The organism is Bacillus toyonensis BCT-7112 (genome assembly GCF_000496285.1).
Taxonomy (GTDB): Bacteria; Bacillota; Bacilli; order Bacillales; family Bacillaceae_G; genus Bacillus_A; species Bacillus_A toyonensis.
Window position 1 is genome coordinate 3,444,476 of the sequence record NC_022781.1, and the last position, 17,970, is coordinate 3,462,445.

Genomic DNA, 17,970 nt, shown 5'->3' on the forward strand with positions numbered 1-17,970 from the left:
TTCTCTTTTTCTATTCATAGAAAGGGAGATTCATATGATAGGAGTTTCAATTTATCTTTCAAAAGGGCAAGCAGACAAACAAAAAGAGTGGCTAAAAATAGCGAAGGAAAACGGATTTTCATCTATTTTTACATCACTTCATATTCCGGAAGACGATCCAGATACGTATAAAGAGTTAATTCAAACATTAGGGAAACAGGCTCTCGAAAATGAAATGGAATTAATGGTGGATATATCTCCAAAGTCGTTAAATCATTTAGGAATAACGTATGAAAATGTGGAAGTGTTATTGGGCTTTGGTATTACTGGTTTACGAATGGATTATGGCATTGCGCCGAAGGAAATTGCGCGTGTATCTCATAAGATGAAAGTAGCTTTAAATGCGAGTACGATTACAGAATCTTTCTGGGAAGAGTTACTTGCGGAAAATATACGGGTAGAGAATGTAGAAGCGTGGCATAATTTTTATCCGCGCCCAGAAACAGGACTAGCAAGGTCCTTTTTACAAAAGCAAAATCAATATTTACATGCGTGTGGAATAACAACGATGGCATTTATTCCGGGAGATGAGGATAAACGTGGCCCGTTATATGAAGGGTTACCAACGTTAGAAAAGCACCGCAATATGCGCCCGCTTGAAGCGTTTTTAGAACTTGTTCAAGATTGTGATGTCGATAAAGTGTTGATTGGAGATATAAGTGCTAGTTTAGAAAGTGTACAAGAAATTGCGAGCGTGAGTAGAGGGATTATTCCGCTGCGATATGAGTCATTTATAAATGAAAATGAAGTATTAAAAGTAGTAGAGCAAGTGCATACAAATAGATTAGACCCAGCACGTGATGTCATTCGCTCAGTAGAATCAAGGGAAGGAAATAAAGTGATTTTACAGCCGATGCATGCAATCGCAAGAAAGAAAGGCAGTATCACAATTGATAATGAATTGTACGGTAGATATGCCGGGGAGATGCAAGTTGTTATAAATGATTTGCCTACAGATGAGAAGGTGAATGTTGTCGGAATGGTTGTGGAAGAGGACGTGCTGTTATTGCCTTATATTGGTGCTGGAAAAAAGTTTCAACTTTTTCTGTGCGATTGAGTAAAAGCTTGAATTAGCGCTATTTTATAAAAGACATTATTCGTAAAACGGATAATGTTTTTTGTTTTCTTTAAAAAAAGCATTTGACGAATGAAACGAAATACCGTATTGTTTTGTCTTGTGAATAAATGTTCACCATAACAAAACAAAAAAGGGGAGTTCAAAATGAATCAATATATTGGGAATTTAATTATTCGTATCGTGTTAGGAGTTACGTTCTTTGCACACGGTTTAGCAAAGTTTCAATCAGGTATAGATAACGTAGCAGGATGGTTTACAAGTATCGGTTTACCAGGTGGCCTTGCGTATGGCATAGCGACAGTTGAATTAGTTGGTGGTATATTATTAATTATCGGTTTAGGTGTTCGATATGTAGGATTGTTATTCGCTCTTATTTTAGCTGGAGCTATCGTAAAGGTAAATGGAGCAGCAGGATTATTAGGAGATGGCAAGAATCCAGGATATGAATTAGATCTTGCATTATTATCAATGGGTGCGTATTTATTCGTTGTAAAAGCAGAAGGATATGTAGATCGTTTCTTAAAAGAGAAAGTAATGAAAACGAAGTAAATTTTATTTATAAATTGTTGACTTAAAGAGTTATTGTAACTATAATGGTTACAATAACTAAGTTAAGAATGAAATGAATTAGCATATTTTTTTACACAAGTTGTAACTACATTAGTTACAACTTGTGTAAAGAATAAATAAACGAGGGAGGAATTACTATGCTTAAATCAAATTTAGAAATTATTCAAAGTACGTATGAAGGATCAGCTTCTTCGAATGCAAAACATTTAGCAGAAGCCCTCTCTGAAAAAATAGAATGGACAGAGGCAAAAGGTTTCCCGTACGGCGGACGTATATAGGTACAGAGGATATAATGGAAAATGTATTTAGTCGTTTAGGATCAGAATGGGATGATTATAAAGCGAGTGTAAATATGTATCATGAAGTAAACGGAAAAGATGTAATTATTGCTGAAGGTGTTTATTCAGGAGTTTATAAAGAAACGGGAAAATTGTTTGAAGCAGAATTTGTTCATATATGGCAGCTTGAAAATGGGAAAATTATAAAATTTAAGCAATATGTGGATAGTTTTATTGTGCGAGAAGCGATGAAGGTTTAAAATATAATAAGGAAACAAATGGAATCGGCTGTGCGCAGGCGATTCCATTTGTTTATGTGATTATTAGGGGAATGGGGAATACATAATATGAAAAAATGGATTATAGGGACAATTACAATGATTGTAATTGCAATAGGAGCTGTATTCGGTGTTACGAAACTTCTTAATTATATAGAAGAAGAGGAGAAGAGTCTGAAAGCACAAAATGTAACGGGGCAACAAGGGAAGAAAGCAAAGGAAGAGAAGCAACAAGCTAGTGAAGATGAAATTATTTCTACCATGCATAGGATGGTACATCAAAAAGTGAAATCCTCTGAAAAATGGGGATTTATTGAAATGACAAATAAGGAAATTCGTAGTGCGAAGGAAGCGGTAGAAAGCAGTACAAATTTTAAAAATAAATCAAAGTTACTTGCTACTTTGGAGCGCTGGGAGAAAGGGGATTTTTCACAAACGGTTGAGGAGCATAACTTTTTGTGGGAAATTCAAGGTGGTGATACTGGAAAGGCAACAGAACGTTTATCGCCAGAAGAAGAAAAGAAGTATGTGAAAGAAATGAAAGGTAAATAAAAACATCGCCACTTTGGTGGCGATGTTTTTTTGATTAAGAATGTTTGCGCAGTAAAGCTCTAGTTGGCTGAACAGCAACTGTTTTGAAATGAGAAAATAAATAACATCCTGTCACGACGACAATTGTACCTAAAATTTGTATCCATGTTAATTCTTCACCTAGGAAAAGGAATGCTAAAATAGCTGTGAAAATCGGATTGAAGTTTAGAAAAATTCCCGATGTTGTAGCTCCTAATTTTTGTACACCAATGTTCCAAAATACCATACAAAGTACTGTTGAAATGATTCCTGTATATAAAAGCGATGTAATGAATGATGTATTTATATTTGAAACAGTGAAGTTACCGATGTTAAATGGCAGTAATAAAATAATGCCGAAAATACCAGAATATAACGTCGCCATTAGTGGTGTAGTTGTTTTTGTTGCCCATTTACTGCACACAGAATATATCCCCCAAATACAAACTGCCGCAATCATCCATAAATCTCCGCTATTAAAATGTAGTGAAAATAAAAGTGAGAAATCACCTTTTAATAGAGCGAGGATAACCCCGAAGAATGAAAGGGTCATGGATAATATTTGAAGTGTATTTACTTTTTCTTTTAGAAATAATACCGAAAATAGTGCAATTGAAATTGCATTCAATGTAGAGATGAGACCCACATTCGTTGCGGATGTTTTTTCTAATGCTAAAAATTGAAAGATGTTAAAGAGAGCGACTCCTGAAATCCCCATCAGTATTAAAGGTAGTATCGCAGCGCGCGGTGGCAGGATTTTCTTTTCTTTAAGCCATACCATAGGTAATAAACAAACGATCGCAATGATCCATCTTAAACTCGTCAGTGTCATCGGCGAGGCATGATCGACGAGAGATTTCCCAACGACAAAATTCCCTCCCCATAATAAGCTCGTTAATAATAGTAAAAAGACATAAAAATAAGGCATATTAAAATCCCCTTTGTTATAATCAATACGAATTGTAAATAATTTTAGCATTTTTCTTTATTGTGTAATATATTCTTTTGTATAATGGTTAAAAATCAATAAAACATTTCGTTTCGTTTGTATCTTAAAGAATAATATTCAGTTTCGTTTGAATTAAGGGATGTTTTTTCGAATAATCATCGGTAAGAAAAAAGGGGGAATTATAATGGAGTCATCTGTTATTAAAGTGTTAGATGATTTGGATGTACAAATTTTAGATATATTGCAGAAAGAATCACAAGTAAGTAATGCAGAGCTTGCACGCCGTGTTAATTTATCTCCAGCTGCGATGCATGCAAGAATAAAAAGGTTAGATGGAGAAGGTTTTATTGATAAGCAAGTAGCAATTTTAAATCAAGAAAAGCTCGGTTTTGATTTACTATGCTTCATTTTTATGAGTACGAATATTCATCAGTATGAAAAGCTTGAAGTGCTAGAACGAGAATTAGAATCGATGCCTGAAGTGTTAGAATGTCATTGTTTAACAGGGGAATATGATTATTTATTAAAAGTTGCAAATCGTGATCGTAAAGAACTGGAGCAGTTTATTAGAAAGTTGAACAAGCTTGGTATTACACGGATACAGACAAGTTTAGCACTGCGTGAAATTAAATATTCGACGGTATTGCCGATACGAAATGAGGAACCGAGCATCGATTAGATTGCTTGGTTTTTTGTTTGTATAAAGTGATTGACGAGGAGAAAAGAGAGATGTATTATTATATAAAATTATGTATTAAAATTCATTTAAAGTTATAAATATTAATATTGGGGGCAAGGGGATATAATATGAAAATCTGTAATGCGGTTACGAGTGATGTGAAAGAAATTTATAGTCTCATTGAAGTTTATGCAAAAGAGGGGGTTGTTTTACCGCGTTCTCTTTTGTCTCTCTATCAATATTTGCAATGTTTATATGTTATGAAAGAAGGAGAGGAAGTCGTTGGAGTTGCTGGCTTACATGTATTAGGAGAGGATCTTGCAGAAGTGCGATCTTTAGTAGTTTCGCATACATATGCAGGGAAAGGGATAGGGCGTATGTTAGTGAATCATGTTATGGATGAGGCGGCAAAGATAAAAGTGAACAGGGTAATTTCTTTAACATATGAAACGGAATTTTTTCAAAAGTGTGGGTTTGATTTTGTGAATAAGGAAGTGTTGCCAGAGAAAGTGTGGATTGATTGCAGACATTGTCCAAAAGTTGATTATTGTGATGAAGTGGCGATGATTAGGTATGTTGGGTGAAATGTTTAGAGAGAAAAAAGCCCACTATTATTTAAGAAATAGTGGGTATCTATATTTTAGGCAGAAATGAGATGTTGTTAAGAATTTGAATTTGTTTTTCTTACTGCAAAATTAAAAATGGGATTTTTAAGCTCATAGTTATAAGTAGAACCATCGACAAGCCCTATAACTTTATCGCTATCATAAAGGTCGAGCATAAATTGTGCCATTTGTTTTGCAGTGTGGAATTTTGGTACAACATTATCGTATTGGAATTCATCAATATCAAATGATCGTTTCGCGAACTCTGTTTCAGTTGCACCAGGAGCTAAAACTTTTGCTTGTAATTTTGCACCTTGTTCTTTCAGTTCGTGAGATAATCCTTCTGTAAATGCACTTACATAGAATTTCGTAGCGCAATACGTAACAGCATTAGCGACAATCGTATATCCACCGCCTGATGAAACGTTAATAAGCTGTGTTCCATCAATCATTGAATAATCTCGAACGAAAAGGGAAGAGAGTATTGTTAGTGCTTCTATATTTACATGCAACATCGTTTCTATTTTATTTAAATTTTGTTCAGCGATTGAGGCAAAATTACCAAAACCTGCGTTGTTAATCCACGTTTCAATCTGGAAACTTTGGAGACTTTCATAAAGTTTATAAACATTTTCCGTGACGGATAAATCAGTTCTTCGAATGACAACATCTAACTCCGGATACATTTCGTTAATTTTCAATTTTAATCCATCTAATTCTTCTTTTCTTCGAGCTACAAGTATTATATTTTTTCCACGAGATGCAAAGGCTAAAGCCGATTCATAGCCGATTCCAGAACTAGCACCAGTAATAACAGTATATTTCATATAAAATCCCCCTAAGTTCAAATTCATTTATGGTTAGATTGTATTTGTTAGAGTATACTCTAAGTCAAATGTTTTTTATAAATTTGATAAGAACGCAAAATATATGAGGGCAAATGGCATGCGGAGGGAGTATGAGTATGTACACAATTAGCGAGGTAGCTACATTATTAGGAGTGAGCACACATACATTACGTTATTATGAAAAAGAGAACATACTAATTGCAAATCGCGATACAAATGGAAATCGACTGTATGAAGAATCACATATAAAGTGGTTGCAGTTTGTAATGAAGTTAAAACAAACGCAAATGCCAATAGCGAAAATAAGAGAATACGCTAGATTATATTTAGAAGGGGAGCATACAACTGAAGCTCGTTTACAGCTCCTAGAAGATCACAGGAAATCTATTCAGATTCAAAGAGAAAACTTAGAAGTTACAGAGAAGATGCTTGAAAATAAAATCATTGCATACAAAGACTCGTTGAAAAATACATAGATTAAAAAATACGCTGTTTCCTGTTACGTGATGAAAAATGGATTTGATCTATGAGTATTTCATCATAGTGTGCGGACAAATAAAAAGAGCAGCTAGCAAAAGCTAACTGCTCCATTCAAGGGATCTCTCCAAGGGGGAGTGGAGAAAGTATCGTATTATCAATATTATTGACGGAATATTGATTTTATTAAACTAGATTAAAAATTTGAAAGACTATTGTGTTAACTAAAATTATAACAGTATTAAAAAGTTCATGTATACGCTCAAAGTTTTGACTACTATGAAATCCATACTTTTTATCTTTTTGATATTTGGAACGAATGAATTACTTGAAAAAATGGATGATTAATTATAACGATTATGTAATTATAATTACATTAAAAACTCATATGTTTCTAATTTATAAAAAATATTACAATTACATTACAAAGACTGTTGACTATATTTAACTAACGTAATACAATTCTGTTTGTGGAAATAAAAACTAAAAATATTCATTAATTGGGGGATTTGGAAAATGAAGAAAGTTATTTTGCCGATTTTAATGTCTTCAATGTTTATCATACCAGCAGTGTCTCATGCAGAAGAAAATGTAGTTTCTCAAAAGAAAGCGGATACAATTGAGCAAGTTCAAGAAAAACGTGGTTGGTTTCAAGGGACGGGATACTGGTTGTACTATAATGAAGATGGTTCTTTGGCTATAGGCTGGAAAAATATTAATGGAAAATGGTATCACTTTGATGAAACAGGCATGATGGCTACATATATGAAAAATATTCAAGGAAAAACATATTATTTTAATGAAGATGGTTCAATGCAAATAGGATGGAAGAAAGTTCGAGTTTGGCATTATTTTAACGAAGATGGCTCTATGGCTAAAGATTGGAAAAAAATCAATGGAAAATGGTATCACTTTGACAAAGATGGTTACATGTCTGATGGCCGTAGGACTATAGGAGGAAAAACATACACTTTTAATGCAGATGGAACTATGGTTACAGGTTGGCAAGAGATTAAAAGTGGGCCTTATACAGGGAAATGGTTTTACTATAATGCAGATGGCGCTATGGCAACAGGTTGGGCACAAGTGAAAGGGAAATGGTATTATTTTGATGCATCTGGTGTCATGCAAACAGGCTGGTTAAAAAATAATAACGTATGGTATTACTTAAATACAGATGGATCAATGAAAAGCACAGAAAATAACTGGAACGAAGGCTGGTTAGAAGAAAACGGAAAGCGTTATGTTTTTGATGACACTGGTGCTATGCGAAAAGGGAAACTAGCTGAAGGCGGTACGGTTTGGTACTTTAATGAAGATGGTTCAATGCTAACAGGATGGAAACAGCTAGAAGAAGGATGGTATTACTTTAATGATCAATCTGGTGCAAGTGAACAAGGTTGGTTTAGCAATAAAGGGAAATGGTATTACTTTGAAGATGGCCCAATGAAAACAGGTTGGTTACAAGAAAATAAAAATTGGTATTATTTACAGTCTAGCGGTGACATGGCAGTTGGAAAACATTTAATTAATGGAAAATGGTATACGTTCAAACATAACGGTATTATGATGTAACAAAAGGTTTTTAAATAGAAATGTATTTTAAGAGATTTCCATAATGAAAAGGACACCTGTGAGGGTGTCTTTTTTACGCTAGCCCCCTATTAATAAAGAAAGAATAACATTTTTAACAATAATGAGTACCGATTTTTATTAAGTTGATTGATGGAGGAAGAGACATTGTTGCCATCAAGTTAAGCAATTTACGGTTTCTAAAAATGTAAAGTATTACAAGTAGTTAAATTGTTTATGGAATGTTGGTATTGACATTTTATAAATTATTCGTGTAAAATAATTTATGAATGACATTCAGTCATTTGTTATGAAAGGGTGTAGATAAGTAATTTTTAATAACTGAACAAATATAAGGATAAATGAGGCTGATATTGTTTTTTTAAAATAGTAGTTTGCGTGAGATTATATTTTTTAAATTATAAATGACTGACGGTCAGTCATATAATAATAGAAGGTGAGAGATATGAAAAATAAAGCTTGGTTATATGTGATATTAACATGTATCTTTGAAATATTTTGGGTGTTCGGTTTTAATACAGCCCATACTTGGTGGCATTGGGTTGTTATTGTAGGAGTTATTGCTGTTGATTTTCATTTTCTTTCTAAAGCGTGCGAACATCTTGCAACAGGGACTGTATATGCTGTGTTTGCCGGAGCTGGTACGGTAGGTACTTTCCTAATGGATGTATTCCTTTTCGGCGGCAGTTTCAGTGTAGGGAAACTATTCTTTATCGTGATGGTCGTAGCGGGTGTTATCGGTTTAAAACTGGCTGATAATAAAGAAGAAACCGCGGAAGAAATTGTGAAAGGAGCTGCTTAAAAATGGGTTGGTTTTTCGTATTTTGTGCCGCAATTAGTGAAATAGTCGGTGTGATAGGACTTAAAATGTATAGTAAAGATAAGACGTTAGCAAATGGAGCGATTTATATAGGTGGATTTGCAACGTCCTTCGCATTCTTATACACTTCTTTCTTGTTCTTACAAGTAAGTGTGGCTTATGCGGTTTGGATTGGTATTGGAACAGCAGGCGCAGTTTTATTAAATATGTTTCTGTTTGGTGAATCAAAAAGTAAGGCACGTTTGATTAGCGTAGCTCTTATCGTATGTGGAGTTACGGGATTAAAGGCCCTTTCATAAGAAAAGGATATTAAAGCTAAATCTCCTAACGATCTGTTGGGAGATTTTTATTATGAAAGTACATGATGATTGACAGTACAGCTAGTTATTTTATAAAATGAGTGACAGTCATTCAATATGAGTGTGAAAGGGTTTAGATGATGAATAAAAAAGAAAAAATTGTCTATGCAGCTATTGAAGTGTTTCAGGAAAAGGGCGTTGAAAAAACGAAGATTTCTGATATCGTGAAATTGGCTGGCATTGCACAAGGAACTTTCTATTTATATTTTCCTTCTAAGCTATCTGTTATGCCTGCAATAGCAGAAGTGATGGTTGAGAAGATGATACTTGCAGTGAAAGAAAAAGTACAGAACGATGCATCTTTTTCAAGTAAAGTTGAGCAAGTAATAGATGCAGTATTTAACTTTATAGCTGAATATCGTGAAATACAAGCATTAATGTATGCGGGTCTTGCATCTACTGAACATATAAAAGAATGGGAAGCTGTATATGAGCCTCTTTATATGTGGCTAAGCGAATTTTTAAGCGAGGCAAAAGAAGCTGGTGAAATTCGTGATTCGGTTCACGCAGAGCGAACAGCCAAGTTATTTATCGCTCTTGTTGAATCAGCAGCGGAACAAGTTTATTTATACGATCATAAAGATGATGAGCAAGTGGAGCTTCAAAAGGCAGAAGTACTAGATTTTTTAATACATGCACTACATATAAAGAAATAAAGGGAAACTTTAATTGGTAGGGGCATTCCCTGCTGATTATTAGCCCGCATTAATGGGGACAAAACAGTTAGGTGAACCTATCTTAAGACGGTAGGTTCATTTCTACGAAAAACTGAATGATAGTCATTCACCCTGTATTTGTGTATGTGTGGAAGGATAAAGTGAAACTTTAATGAGTGGGGGGTATCTCCACTCATTATTAGCCCACAAATAGCAGGATAAAGAAAAAGTTTCTTGGGCATTATTTTTGAGAGGAACTTACGGGAAGAGGTGTTAAAAAGTGAAGAAACCGATAAAAGAACAAAAGATGGTATTGGTCATTCTTTTAAGCAATATATTTATCGCTTTTTTAGGGATTGGGTTAATCATTCCGGTTATGCCGTCCTTTATGAATGATATGAATTTAACAGGTAAAACGATGGGCTATCTCGTTGCAGTGTTTGCAATGGCTCAGCTCATAACTTCACCAATTACAGGTCGTTGGGTCGATCTTTACGGTAGGAAGAAAATGATAATCATTGGATTATTTATTTTTGGTGTTTCAGAGCTTCTTTTTGGATTAGGAAAAGATGTGTGGATGCTTTATGTAGCGAGGGTGTTAGGCGGAGTTAGTGCTGCGTTTATTATGCCGGGTGTTACAGCATATGTTGCGGATATTACATCGATTCAGGAACGACCAAAGGCGATGGGTTATCTTTCAGCAGCTATTAGCACTGGATTTATTATAGGGCCTGGAATCGGCGGGTTTATTGCAGAATACGGAATACGTGTGCCGTTCTTTGTGGCAGCAGTGATTGCTTTTGTAGCATGTGTGATTTCGATCTTTATTTTAAAAGAACCGTTAACGAAAGAAGAGCTTGCAGAAATTTCTTCTAATACGAAAGAATCAAGCTTTATTGGAGATTTAAAGAAATCATTAAACCCAATGTATGCAATTGCATTTATTATTGTATTTGTACTCGCATTTGGATTATCAGCATATGAAACTGTGTTTAGTCTGTTTTCTGATCATAAATTTGGTTTCACGCCGAAAGATATTGCTGCAATTATTACAATTAGTTCAATCTTTGGGGTAGTTGTGCAAGTATTTATGTTTGGAAAATTAGTTGACATGTTTGGTGAAAAAGTGTTAATTCAAATATGTTTAATTGTGGGAGCAGTGTTAGCGTTTGTATCCACTGTAGTCTTTAATTATTGGATTGTACTTCTCGTTACTTGCTTCATTTTCTTAGCATTTGATTTACTTCGTCCAGCTTTAACGACGTTTTTATCAAAAGCAGCTGGAAAAGAGCAAGGATTTGTTGCTGGTATGAACTCAACGTATACGAGTTTAGGAAATATCGCAGGACCTGCTATGGGCGGAATATTATTTGATATGAATATTCATTATCCATATGCATTTTCAGGAGTTGTTTTAATCGTTGGTCTCGGCATTACATTTATGTGGAGAGAGAAACAGCTAGCTGAAAGTTTTGCGAAGTAATGTAGTGAATAATGAAAAGCCTCTTACTATTTGTATGGTAAGGGGCTTTTCGTTTATAAACTTAATCCAAACCGCTTTAATTCAATAAAAATCCCCTCTAATTGCTTTCCTTTATCCGTTAAAGTGTACTCTACGCGGGGCGGAACTTCTGGATATACTTTTCGCGTTATAATCCCTTGTGCTTCCAATTCTTTTAGGCGAAGCGATAATGTTTTTGGGCTAATGCCGTCCATTGATTTTTGTAAATCACTAAAACGTAAAGTTCCTTCAATAAGAAGGTCACGAATGATTAAAAACGTCCATTTTGTACTGATTACGTCAAGCGTTTTAGCGATAGGACAAGGTATGCCAGGTAAACCTTTCGTTAATACAACTGAATCTATATTGTTCATGGAACTAGCCTCCATAAAAATTTTTTGAATGAATTTGCTTTATAGTATCACAAAACTATACTTTTGGTAACTATATGAAAAAAATATCACTACTTCCATAAAGGAAGTTAGTGCATATACAATAGCAATACGAAATACAAAGGGTTTGTATGAGGAGGAGGTGATTTCCATGAGTATGAAAAAGTTGTTTATGTTCCTTAATTTTTTTGTCATTTGTATTGTGTTTGTAGCATGTAGTGGTGAGCAAAAAACTGAAATTCAGTTATTAAAAGAGATGCCAAAGCCAAAAGCAATGACAATTGATCCCTCACTAAGTAAAAAAGAAGCGACAGAAATGGTTCATGCAGCGCAGCGTTTTTATGCATTTTGGGATACAGGTAAGGAGGAACTTATTCCGCAGACTGTTACTAAAGATTTTTTCGATAATACATTGCCGAAAGGGCGACCACAAGGCACTGAAGGACTAAAATTTGCGGCACAAAATTTTCGTAAAGTCGTTCCTAATATACATTGCGAGATTGAAGATTTATTAGTCGTTGGTGATAAAGTAACAGCTCGTCTTTCTTTTACAGGAACGTATAATGATAAGAAAATCAATTTTTTCGCCATTGATATGTTACATGTGAAAGACGGAAAGATCACGGAAGACTGGCATTTAGAAGATAATCTTACGCTGAAGCAGCAACTGGGCTTAATAGCTGAAGAGTAGATCATATAGGGGAGAGAAAAGCGATGAAAAATATTTTTATTATAAATGGACATGAGAAATACGGTACGAAAGAAGGACGATTAAATAGAACGTTAGTAGATTATATGGTAACGGTATTAAGCGAGAATCATCATGTGAAAACAACAACGATTCAAGATGGCTATAGTATTAAAGAAGAGCAAGAGAAGTTTTTATGGGCGGATGTTGTGATTTATCAAACACCAATTTATTGGTTTAGTGTACCTGGACTATTTAAAACATATATGGATGAAGTATATGAATACGGTTTGTTCTTTAAAGGTGCTGATGAATATGGAACAGGTGGTTTATTAAAAGAGAAAGAGTATATGTTTTCTACAACTTGGAACGCACCGGAGAAAGCATTTGGAGATAAGACGAAGTTTTTTGAAGGAGAAAGTTTAGAATCTACGCTTAGTCATTTACACCGTGTGCAGAAGTTTCTCGGTATGAGTCCGTTAAAGAGTTTTGCTTGTTATGATGTGGTGAAGAATCCGGATATTGAGCAATATTTATTGAACTTGAAAAATCACTTGGATGGAGTAATTCAATAATAGTTTGTATTGTGAAGAAGGTACTACTAAGGATGTAGTACCTTCTCTTTTATGAAATACGTTGAAAACCTTTACTTATACAGGACTGCTTTAGTTTTTTTGATTTGATTAAATGTTTCATATCAGAGATGTTATCGTATGAAAGCTGAGTATGATAATAGTTAATGTACTCAAGTAATGCAAAAATATAAATAAATAGGGTGAATGATAGCCCACCTAAAGGTAAGTGGGGATACCAAATTACAAAATCAATAGTAAACGTAATAAATCCCGTGATAATTAATGCTATATTTATCTTTTTAAGTATTTTTAAATATTGAATCATCCTAATGGGCGTAACAGATGTTTTCTCTTTTTTAGTCGTTTCCACTTTACGTACCAGTAAATTACTCCTTGTAATAAGATAAACTCTAAAAGAAGAAATGAGACCCAAAAAGAATATAGGGAATATAAATGTAATGTAGGATAAGCATAATTAAGTAAGTAACTTGTGAAGATAAAAGTAATGACTGAAAATAACTCACCTGTGTATAGATAGGAAAGTCTTTTTTCTAGGTTGCGTTTCATAGTTCCTCTCCTTTTATAATGACTCACATTTTAAGACATGGATGGCTGTATCCATAACTTTGCAAAATTTGCCCAACCGAATGAATCAATCGTTACGTTTTTTAAAGAAGAAGGGTATGTTTTTCTTTTTAAAACGTGATAGTTAAATAAAATGATGTGTTCTGTTTGTAAAAATTCTTCGATTTCATACATGAGCTCGTAGCGCTTCTCCTTATTTCCTTCTAATAAAAATGTATCTAGCAAACAGTTAATTTGTTTTTCATAGTGCGGGTCCATGAACCGGTTTACGAAGCAACTTTTATTTTTAAATACATTTAAGAATGCAAGTTCATGATCGGCAGCAAATACTTCTCCCATAAAAATAATATCAGCATGTTGATCAATAGAACGATTCATATAATCTGAAACGAGAAATGGGTGAAGCTCTACTTGTATACCTAAACTTTCACATCGTGCTTTTAGGAAATGTGCATCATTTGCACTATCTTTAAATGCGAAGAAATAAATGTGTATCGTTTTTCCATTATAGGTGCTCTTTTTTAAATACTCTTTCGCTTTTTCTAAAGAGTAGGATCTTTTAGAAGCTTGACGGCTTCTTTCAGGGAAAAAACTTGATGCAGCAATTGTTCGTCTACCTTCTATGCTACGAATTATCGTTTCAACATCATATAGTTCTCTCCAAGCCTTTCGAAAGTACATGTCATGATGAGGACCAGGTTTTGTAAAGTTGAAGCCAGCATAAATACAACCTATTTCTTCTATTTGTATATTATGCCTTTCATTTTCTTCTTCATTTGGTAGTTCATAATCAGCATCGATTTGTACATGATCAGGAATACCCCAAAATTCAATACGGTCTAATAACGCGCGCTCTTTAAAATAATGAGTGAACGCTTCGAACACGATATTATCTTCAGAGTAATGAGCAAGTTTGAAAGGTCCAGTACCTATATAATGATGATTTTCAATACTAGCATCATGTGGCAAAATTGCTAGTTGTATGGAACTTACATAGTGTAAGAAAAATAGATTTGGTTTTGCTAAATGGAATCGAATTTGCAATGGTGATGGTGTTTCAATTTGAACAATTTCTTCTGTTAACCATTCGAAAGGAGAGTGAATTTCTTTTAGTCTTTCAAATGAAAATCGTACATCTTTAGAAGTTAAAACTGTTTCGTTATGAAAATATACATCCTTTCGTAAATAAAAAGTCCACGTAAGCCCGTCTTCACTTAATTCCCACGTATGCGCAATGTGTGGTTCCATTTTTTCAGTAACATCGTTATAAACGACTAACGTATCAAAAATTTGACTCGTAAGATGGCTCTCTGTAGTTACAGCCACAAAAGCCGGATCTAATGGAAATATCTTTCTCGATATAGGAATCTTTAATATGTCGTACATATCATTTGAAGGTTCGTATCCAAAATGATGATGTAGTTTATTTTCTATCTTTTTTTGAAGTGCAAGGGGTAGGGGTTCTTTTAAAAGAAGAAAGATATCTTTTAATTTTTCTTGCGCTAACAGTTCATCTGTATAGGACTCAATCGCTTCTACGAAATTATGTATAAATAGAATTTCCGTTTTATTCCCGCGGCCTCGCCCTGGAGTCCAGTTAATTAATTGCTCCTCGCTCATTTTCTTTAATAAAATCTTTACGTTTTTCGTACTGCAATATAAAACATCCGCTAATTCTTGTAAGCTATTTCGTATATGTTGTTGATCTTGTGCATGTAGTCTTAGTCTAATGTAATAGTCCATAATTTTCATATATACACTTCCTTCTATTATAAAAGGGGAAACTCTTTAGAATATTCTAACCTTTTTCTTCCTTTTTTTCAAAGTAAAATAAGTAAGCATAAGGAGGGGGAAACAATGGGGTTTTGGAGTATGCATCGAAATATAAAAATTAGAATTATAACTTCGTTTTTAACACGTACTGTATCCACGATGATTTTTCCATTTATGGCGATTTATTTTTCAATAAAATTAGGTAGTGCAATTGCTGGTGCGTTACTACTTATTAATGTAATAGCTTCATTAGTAATTGGTTTATACGGTGGATATGTTGGGGATCGACTTGGTCGTAAAAAAGTAATGATTATCGGTCAAAGTATACAAGTCATTTCAATCGCTTGTATGGGGATTGCAAACTCAGATTATGTAGATTCACCGTGGCTAACATTTATCTTTATGTTAGTGAATAGTTTAGGGTCTGGTCTTATGAATCCTGCGACAGAGGCGATGTTAATTGATGTGAGTACACCGGAAAATCGAAAAGTGATGTACAGCATTAACTACTGGGCGATTAATTTATCCATTGCAATTGGAGCGATATTTGGCGGATTATTGTTTGAAAACTATAGATTACAATTGTTTATTGGATTAACAGTTATTGCAGTTATTACTTTATATGTGATGGCTGTATATATGGAAGAAGTGTATGTAGCACGAAAAACGGTGGAGAAGAAAAATGTATTAAAAGATATGGCGGATAGTTATAAAGTCGTAATGAAAGATAAAGCGTTTTTAATTTTTTGTGCAGCAAGTATATGTACATTATCTCTAGAGTTTCAGGTTAATAATTATTTAGGAGTACGTTTGCAGCAGGAATTTGAAACGGTGCACTTTTTCTTTAGGGATGGTGTGACGTTTGATTTAACAGGTATTCGAATGATGAGCTGGATTTCAGCAGAGAATACAATTTTAGTTGTGTTATGTTCGGCACTCCTTATTAAAATGCTGAAAAGCTTCAACGATTTGAAAATCTTATATGTAGGTTTATTCATTTATACAATTGGATTTACAATACTCGGAACGAGCAATAGTTTATGGATTTTATTAATTGCAGGGCTTTTCCAAACGGTAGGCGAGATGATGTATGTGCCAGTGCGTCAATCTATTATGGCAGATATGGTGCCGGATGAGGCAAGAGGTTCTTATATGGCGATTAACGGGATGGTCTTTCAAATGGCGAAAATGAACGGGGCATTAGGTGTTATGTTAGGTTCATTTATTGCATCTTGGGGCATGAGTGCTCTGTACTTTATTGTTGGTATGAGCAGTATTTTATTATTTATGAAGGCGATAGGGAAAGAGAAATATCAAGATGAAGGGAAGGTTTCTCAGATCGGATAAAGTGAAACGATATAAAAAGCGAACCAGTTATAATGAGGAGCGCTTTTTATACCATTTTTAAAACGGATCAACTTCAGCTAAATTTGGAGTGGTATTCGGCTGTAGTAAAAGATTTTTTAACGTTCCTACTTCAGAAAGTGCTACTAATATGTAGCCACTAATTAGTACAATAAGCCCAATGACGCGTAACGTTTGTAAGCTCACTTCATTATTATTCGTTTCCGTTGGATTTGGGGGCGTTGAAGGTGGAGTATTGTTCATAGTTAGGCTCCCATCTTTTGTATTTATATATGTGTAAAATCATGATTTAACTTATGGATAGGAATTATATAGTCATTTTCACTATATGAGAACTGCCTATGAATAGTGATTGGGAATTTTAGAGTGAGATAAGAGGTGTATTTGTGGGAGTCGGGTTGCCCATAAACACGCGATTAGTGTGAACTAATAATCAGTGGGGGATGAAAAAAATCCCCCACTGATTACATTTTGTTTTTCATACAAATAAAAGAGGTTAACCAAAGTAGCTATCCTAATATACGCAACGATTCTTCAATAAAAGCGGGGATATCTTCCGGTTGTCTACTTGTGACTAGCTGATTTTGGCATACGACTACTTCTTTATCATGAAAGTTTCCGCCAGCATTTTTCAAATCGACCTCAATGGATTTATATCCAGTCACATCGCGTCCTTCAAGTGTTTGTGCAGTGATGAGTAGCTGAGGTCCGTGACAAATAGCGAAAACGGGTTTTTCCGCATCCATAAATGTTTTGCTAAAGTGAACAAAACGTTCATCTGCACGAAGTATATCTGGGGAAAATCCGCCCGGTATGAAGAGGGCGTCAAAGTTCTCTGGAGAAACATCATCAATACTTTTATCAATTACGACTTCACTTTTTCTTTGCTTACCGTGTACCGTTTTACCTTTTTCCATTTCAATAGTTGTTAATTCATATCCCTTTTGCTTAAAAGCTTCTACTGGCTCTGTGTATTCTGTATCCTCGAAATAATCCGTTATTAAAATAGCAATTTTTTTACTCATTGCAGTCAGCTCCTTATATTATAGTATCGGTTCCAGAATCATCCTTGAGCAATGCCTTTTATAAAGTGAAACTTTAATTCATGTTTTTTCATTCCCTCCAGTTCCTTTGCCCTGTTAATTTAATAAATACCCTTTTTATTAGGACGTAAACATGTATTATCGTTTTTGTATGTAAAAATCATAAAATATCGGTTGTTTGAGGAAGAAAAATAAAAAAGCCAAGGAGATAATTTATTTTCTCCTTGGCTTTTAAGATAATTCTTTTCG

At 34.4% G+C, this 17,970-nt stretch carries 20 protein-coding genes and 2 pseudogenes; 15 read left to right on the plus strand and 7 right to left on the minus strand.

All coding sequences use genetic code 11. The annotated features are described in order from the left end of the window. Window positions 1-34: 34 nt before the first annotated feature. From BTOYO_RS17655 to BTOYO_RS17670, 4 genes and pseudogenes are all read left to right on the plus strand, one after another. On the plus strand, window positions 35-1,096 hold the full coding sequence (locus BTOYO_RS17655) for a DUF871 domain-containing protein (RefSeq protein WP_000580649.1): 1,062 nt from the start codon (window positions 35-37) through the stop codon (window positions 1,094-1,096). A 165-nt stretch (window positions 1,097-1,261) separates the two neighbouring features. Further along, entirely contained in the window at window positions 1,262-1,666 is a 405-nt protein-coding gene (locus BTOYO_RS17660) for a DoxX family protein (protein WP_001077742.1), read from the plus strand. A 164-nt stretch (window positions 1,667-1,830) separates the two neighbouring features. Beyond that, window positions 1,831-2,225 (plus strand): annotated as a pseudogene (locus BTOYO_RS17665) (nuclear transport factor 2 family protein); the annotation flags it as partial. 87 nt (window positions 2,226-2,312) lie between these two features. After that, on the plus strand, window positions 2,313-2,795 hold the full coding sequence (locus tag BTOYO_RS17670) for a PRK06770 family protein (RefSeq protein ID WP_000758760.1): 483 nt from the start codon (window positions 2,313-2,315) through the stop codon (window positions 2,793-2,795). Between the two features lie 34 nt (window positions 2,796-2,829). Here BTOYO_RS17670 and BTOYO_RS17675 read toward each other — a convergent pair whose 3' ends face one another. Then, on the minus strand, window positions 2,830-3,741 hold the full coding sequence (locus BTOYO_RS17675) for a DMT family transporter (protein WP_001146261.1): 912 nt from the start codon (window positions 3,739-3,741) through the stop codon (window positions 2,830-2,832). Window positions 3,742-3,946: 205 nt separating this feature from the next. Between BTOYO_RS17675 and BTOYO_RS17680 the strand changes: the two genes are divergently transcribed. Further along, window positions 3,947-4,441, plus strand: a complete 495-nt coding sequence (locus BTOYO_RS17680) for an Lrp/AsnC family transcriptional regulator (RefSeq protein ID WP_000446110.1) — start codon at window positions 3,947-3,949, stop codon at window positions 4,439-4,441. 128 nt (window positions 4,442-4,569) lie between these two features. Next, entirely contained in the window at window positions 4,570-5,025 is a 456-nt protein-coding gene (locus BTOYO_RS17685; protein ID WP_000686677.1) for an N-acetyltransferase, read from the plus strand. A gap of 77 nt (window positions 5,026-5,102) precedes the next feature. On the opposite strand, the gene BTOYO_RS17690 is transcribed toward BTOYO_RS17685, so the two are convergent. Beyond that, window positions 5,103-5,873 carry an SDR family NAD(P)-dependent oxidoreductase gene (locus tag BTOYO_RS17690; RefSeq protein WP_000878091.1) on the minus strand — a complete coding sequence of 257 codons (771 nt, stop codon included), beginning with the start codon at window positions 5,871-5,873 and terminating at the stop codon, window positions 5,103-5,105. A 137-nt stretch (window positions 5,874-6,010) separates the two neighbouring features. On the opposite strand from BTOYO_RS17690, the gene BTOYO_RS17695 reads away from it, so the two are divergent. The 6 genes from BTOYO_RS17695 (at window position 6,011) to BTOYO_RS17720 (ending at window position 11,282) form a co-directional block, all read left to right on the plus strand. Further along, window positions 6,011-6,370, plus strand: coding sequence for a MerR family transcriptional regulator (locus BTOYO_RS17695; RefSeq protein WP_000288079.1), 360 nt, complete (start codon window positions 6,011-6,013; stop codon window positions 6,368-6,370). A gap of 517 nt (window positions 6,371-6,887) precedes the next feature. After that, complete coding sequence (locus BTOYO_RS17700) at window positions 6,888-7,946, plus strand: glucan-binding protein (RefSeq protein WP_000755814.1); 1,059 nt, start codon at window positions 6,888-6,890, stop codon at window positions 7,944-7,946. A 463-nt stretch (window positions 7,947-8,409) separates the two neighbouring features. After that, window positions 8,410-8,766: a DMT family transporter gene (locus tag BTOYO_RS17705; RefSeq protein ID WP_000790623.1), complete on the plus strand. Its 357-nt coding sequence runs from the start codon at window positions 8,410-8,412 to the stop codon at window positions 8,764-8,766. 2 nt (window positions 8,767-8,768) lie between these two features. Beyond that, a complete protein-coding gene (locus BTOYO_RS17710; RefSeq protein ID WP_000539672.1) occupies window positions 8,769-9,083 on the plus strand; it encodes a DMT family transporter in 315 nt (104 codons plus the stop codon). 137 nt (window positions 9,084-9,220) lie between these two features. Next, window positions 9,221-9,799, plus strand: coding sequence for a TetR/AcrR family transcriptional regulator (locus BTOYO_RS17715; RefSeq protein WP_002038002.1), 579 nt, complete (start codon window positions 9,221-9,223; stop codon window positions 9,797-9,799). Between the two features lie 280 nt (window positions 9,800-10,079). Then, window positions 10,080-11,282, plus strand: coding sequence for an MFS transporter (locus BTOYO_RS17720; RefSeq protein ID WP_000742965.1), 1,203 nt, complete (start codon window positions 10,080-10,082; stop codon window positions 11,280-11,282). Window positions 11,283-11,335: 53 nt separating this feature from the next. On the opposite strand, the gene BTOYO_RS17725 is transcribed toward BTOYO_RS17720, so the two are convergent. Then, on the minus strand, window positions 11,336-11,674 hold the full coding sequence (locus BTOYO_RS17725) for a winged helix-turn-helix transcriptional regulator (protein WP_001059478.1): 339 nt from the start codon (window positions 11,672-11,674) through the stop codon (window positions 11,336-11,338). 169 nt (window positions 11,675-11,843) lie between these two features. Between BTOYO_RS17725 and BTOYO_RS17730 the strand changes: the two genes are divergently transcribed. Together BTOYO_RS17730 and BTOYO_RS17735 are read left to right on the plus strand one after the other, a co-directional pair. After that, entirely contained in the window at window positions 11,844-12,383 is a 540-nt protein-coding gene (locus BTOYO_RS17730; protein WP_000061960.1) for an ester cyclase, read from the plus strand. 23 nt (window positions 12,384-12,406) lie between these two features. After that, a complete protein-coding gene (locus BTOYO_RS17735) occupies window positions 12,407-12,955 on the plus strand; it encodes an NAD(P)H-dependent oxidoreductase (protein WP_000789201.1) in 549 nt (182 codons plus the stop codon). 49 nt (window positions 12,956-13,004) lie between these two features. Here the strand turns inward: BTOYO_RS17735 and BTOYO_RS17740 are convergent. Further along, window positions 13,005-13,522 (minus strand): annotated as a pseudogene (locus tag BTOYO_RS17740) (general stress protein). A 30-nt stretch (window positions 13,523-13,552) separates the two neighbouring features. Beyond that, complete coding sequence (locus BTOYO_RS17745) at window positions 13,553-15,313, minus strand: SgrR family transcriptional regulator (RefSeq protein ID WP_116485996.1); 1,761 nt, start codon at window positions 15,311-15,313, stop codon at window positions 13,553-13,555. Between the two features lie 84 nt (window positions 15,314-15,397). On the opposite strand from BTOYO_RS17745, the gene BTOYO_RS17750 reads away from it, so the two are divergent. Continuing rightward, window positions 15,398-16,660, plus strand: a complete 1,263-nt coding sequence (locus BTOYO_RS17750; protein ID WP_000508187.1) for an MDR family MFS transporter — start codon at window positions 15,398-15,400, stop codon at window positions 16,658-16,660. 57 nt (window positions 16,661-16,717) lie between these two features. On the opposite strand, the gene BTOYO_RS17755 is transcribed toward BTOYO_RS17750, so the two are convergent. Further along, window positions 16,718-16,921, minus strand: coding sequence for a hypothetical protein (locus tag BTOYO_RS17755; protein ID WP_001066489.1), 204 nt, complete (start codon window positions 16,919-16,921; stop codon window positions 16,718-16,720). A 266-nt stretch (window positions 16,922-17,187) separates the two neighbouring features. Further along, window positions 17,188-17,703, minus strand: coding sequence for a type 1 glutamine amidotransferase domain-containing protein (locus BTOYO_RS17760; RefSeq protein WP_000037539.1), 516 nt, complete (start codon window positions 17,701-17,703; stop codon window positions 17,188-17,190). Window positions 17,704-17,970: the final 267 nt, after the last annotated feature.

What these genes read in the sequence shown, in the direction of transcription:
- BTOYO_RS17685 (WP_000686677.1), top strand. Translation starts at nt 4,570, where the DNA reads ATGAAAATCTGTAATGCGGTTACGAGTGATGTGAAAGAAATTTATAGT.
- BTOYO_RS17705 (WP_000790623.1), top strand. Translation starts at nt 8,410, where the DNA reads ATGAAAAATAAAGCTTGGTTATATGTGATATTAACATGTATCTTTGAA.
- BTOYO_RS17655 (WP_000580649.1), top strand. Translation starts at nt 35, where the DNA reads ATGATAGGAGTTTCAATTTATCTTTCAAAAGGGCAAGCAGACAAACAA.
- BTOYO_RS17670 (WP_000758760.1), top strand. Translation starts at nt 2,313, where the DNA reads ATGAAAAAATGGATTATAGGGACAATTACAATGATTGTAATTGCAATA.
- BTOYO_RS17750 (WP_000508187.1), top strand. Translation starts at nt 15,398, where the DNA reads ATGGGGTTTTGGAGTATGCATCGAAATATAAAAATTAGAATTATAACT.
- BTOYO_RS17725 (WP_001059478.1), bottom strand. Translation starts at nt 11,674, where the DNA reads ATGAACAATATAGATTCAGTTGTATTAACGAAAGGTTTACCTGGCATA.
- BTOYO_RS17660 (WP_001077742.1), top strand. Translation starts at nt 1,262, where the DNA reads ATGAATCAATATATTGGGAATTTAATTATTCGTATCGTGTTAGGAGTT.
- BTOYO_RS17710 (WP_000539672.1), top strand. Translation starts at nt 8,769, where the DNA reads ATGGGTTGGTTTTTCGTATTTTGTGCCGCAATTAGTGAAATAGTCGGT.
- BTOYO_RS17680 (WP_000446110.1), top strand. Translation starts at nt 3,947, where the DNA reads ATGGAGTCATCTGTTATTAAAGTGTTAGATGATTTGGATGTACAAATT.
- BTOYO_RS17760 (WP_000037539.1), bottom strand. Translation starts at nt 17,703, where the DNA reads ATGAGTAAAAAAATTGCTATTTTAATAACGGATTATTTCGAGGATACA.
- BTOYO_RS17690 (WP_000878091.1), bottom strand. Translation starts at nt 5,873, where the DNA reads ATGAAATATACTGTTATTACTGGTGCTAGTTCTGGAATCGGCTATGAA.
- BTOYO_RS17695 (WP_000288079.1), top strand. Translation starts at nt 6,011, where the DNA reads ATGTACACAATTAGCGAGGTAGCTACATTATTAGGAGTGAGCACACAT.
- BTOYO_RS17715 (WP_002038002.1), top strand. Translation starts at nt 9,221, where the DNA reads ATGATGAATAAAAAAGAAAAAATTGTCTATGCAGCTATTGAAGTGTTT.
- BTOYO_RS17755 (WP_001066489.1), bottom strand. Translation starts at nt 16,921, where the DNA reads ATGAACAATACTCCACCTTCAACGCCCCCAAATCCAACGGAAACGAAT.
- BTOYO_RS17700 (WP_000755814.1), top strand. Translation starts at nt 6,888, where the DNA reads ATGAAGAAAGTTATTTTGCCGATTTTAATGTCTTCAATGTTTATCATA.
- BTOYO_RS17675 (WP_001146261.1), bottom strand. Translation starts at nt 3,741, where the DNA reads ATGCCTTATTTTTATGTCTTTTTACTATTATTAACGAGCTTATTATGG.
- BTOYO_RS17735 (WP_000789201.1), top strand. Translation starts at nt 12,407, where the DNA reads ATGAAAAATATTTTTATTATAAATGGACATGAGAAATACGGTACGAAA.
- BTOYO_RS17730 (WP_000061960.1), top strand. Translation starts at nt 11,844, where the DNA reads ATGAGTATGAAAAAGTTGTTTATGTTCCTTAATTTTTTTGTCATTTGT.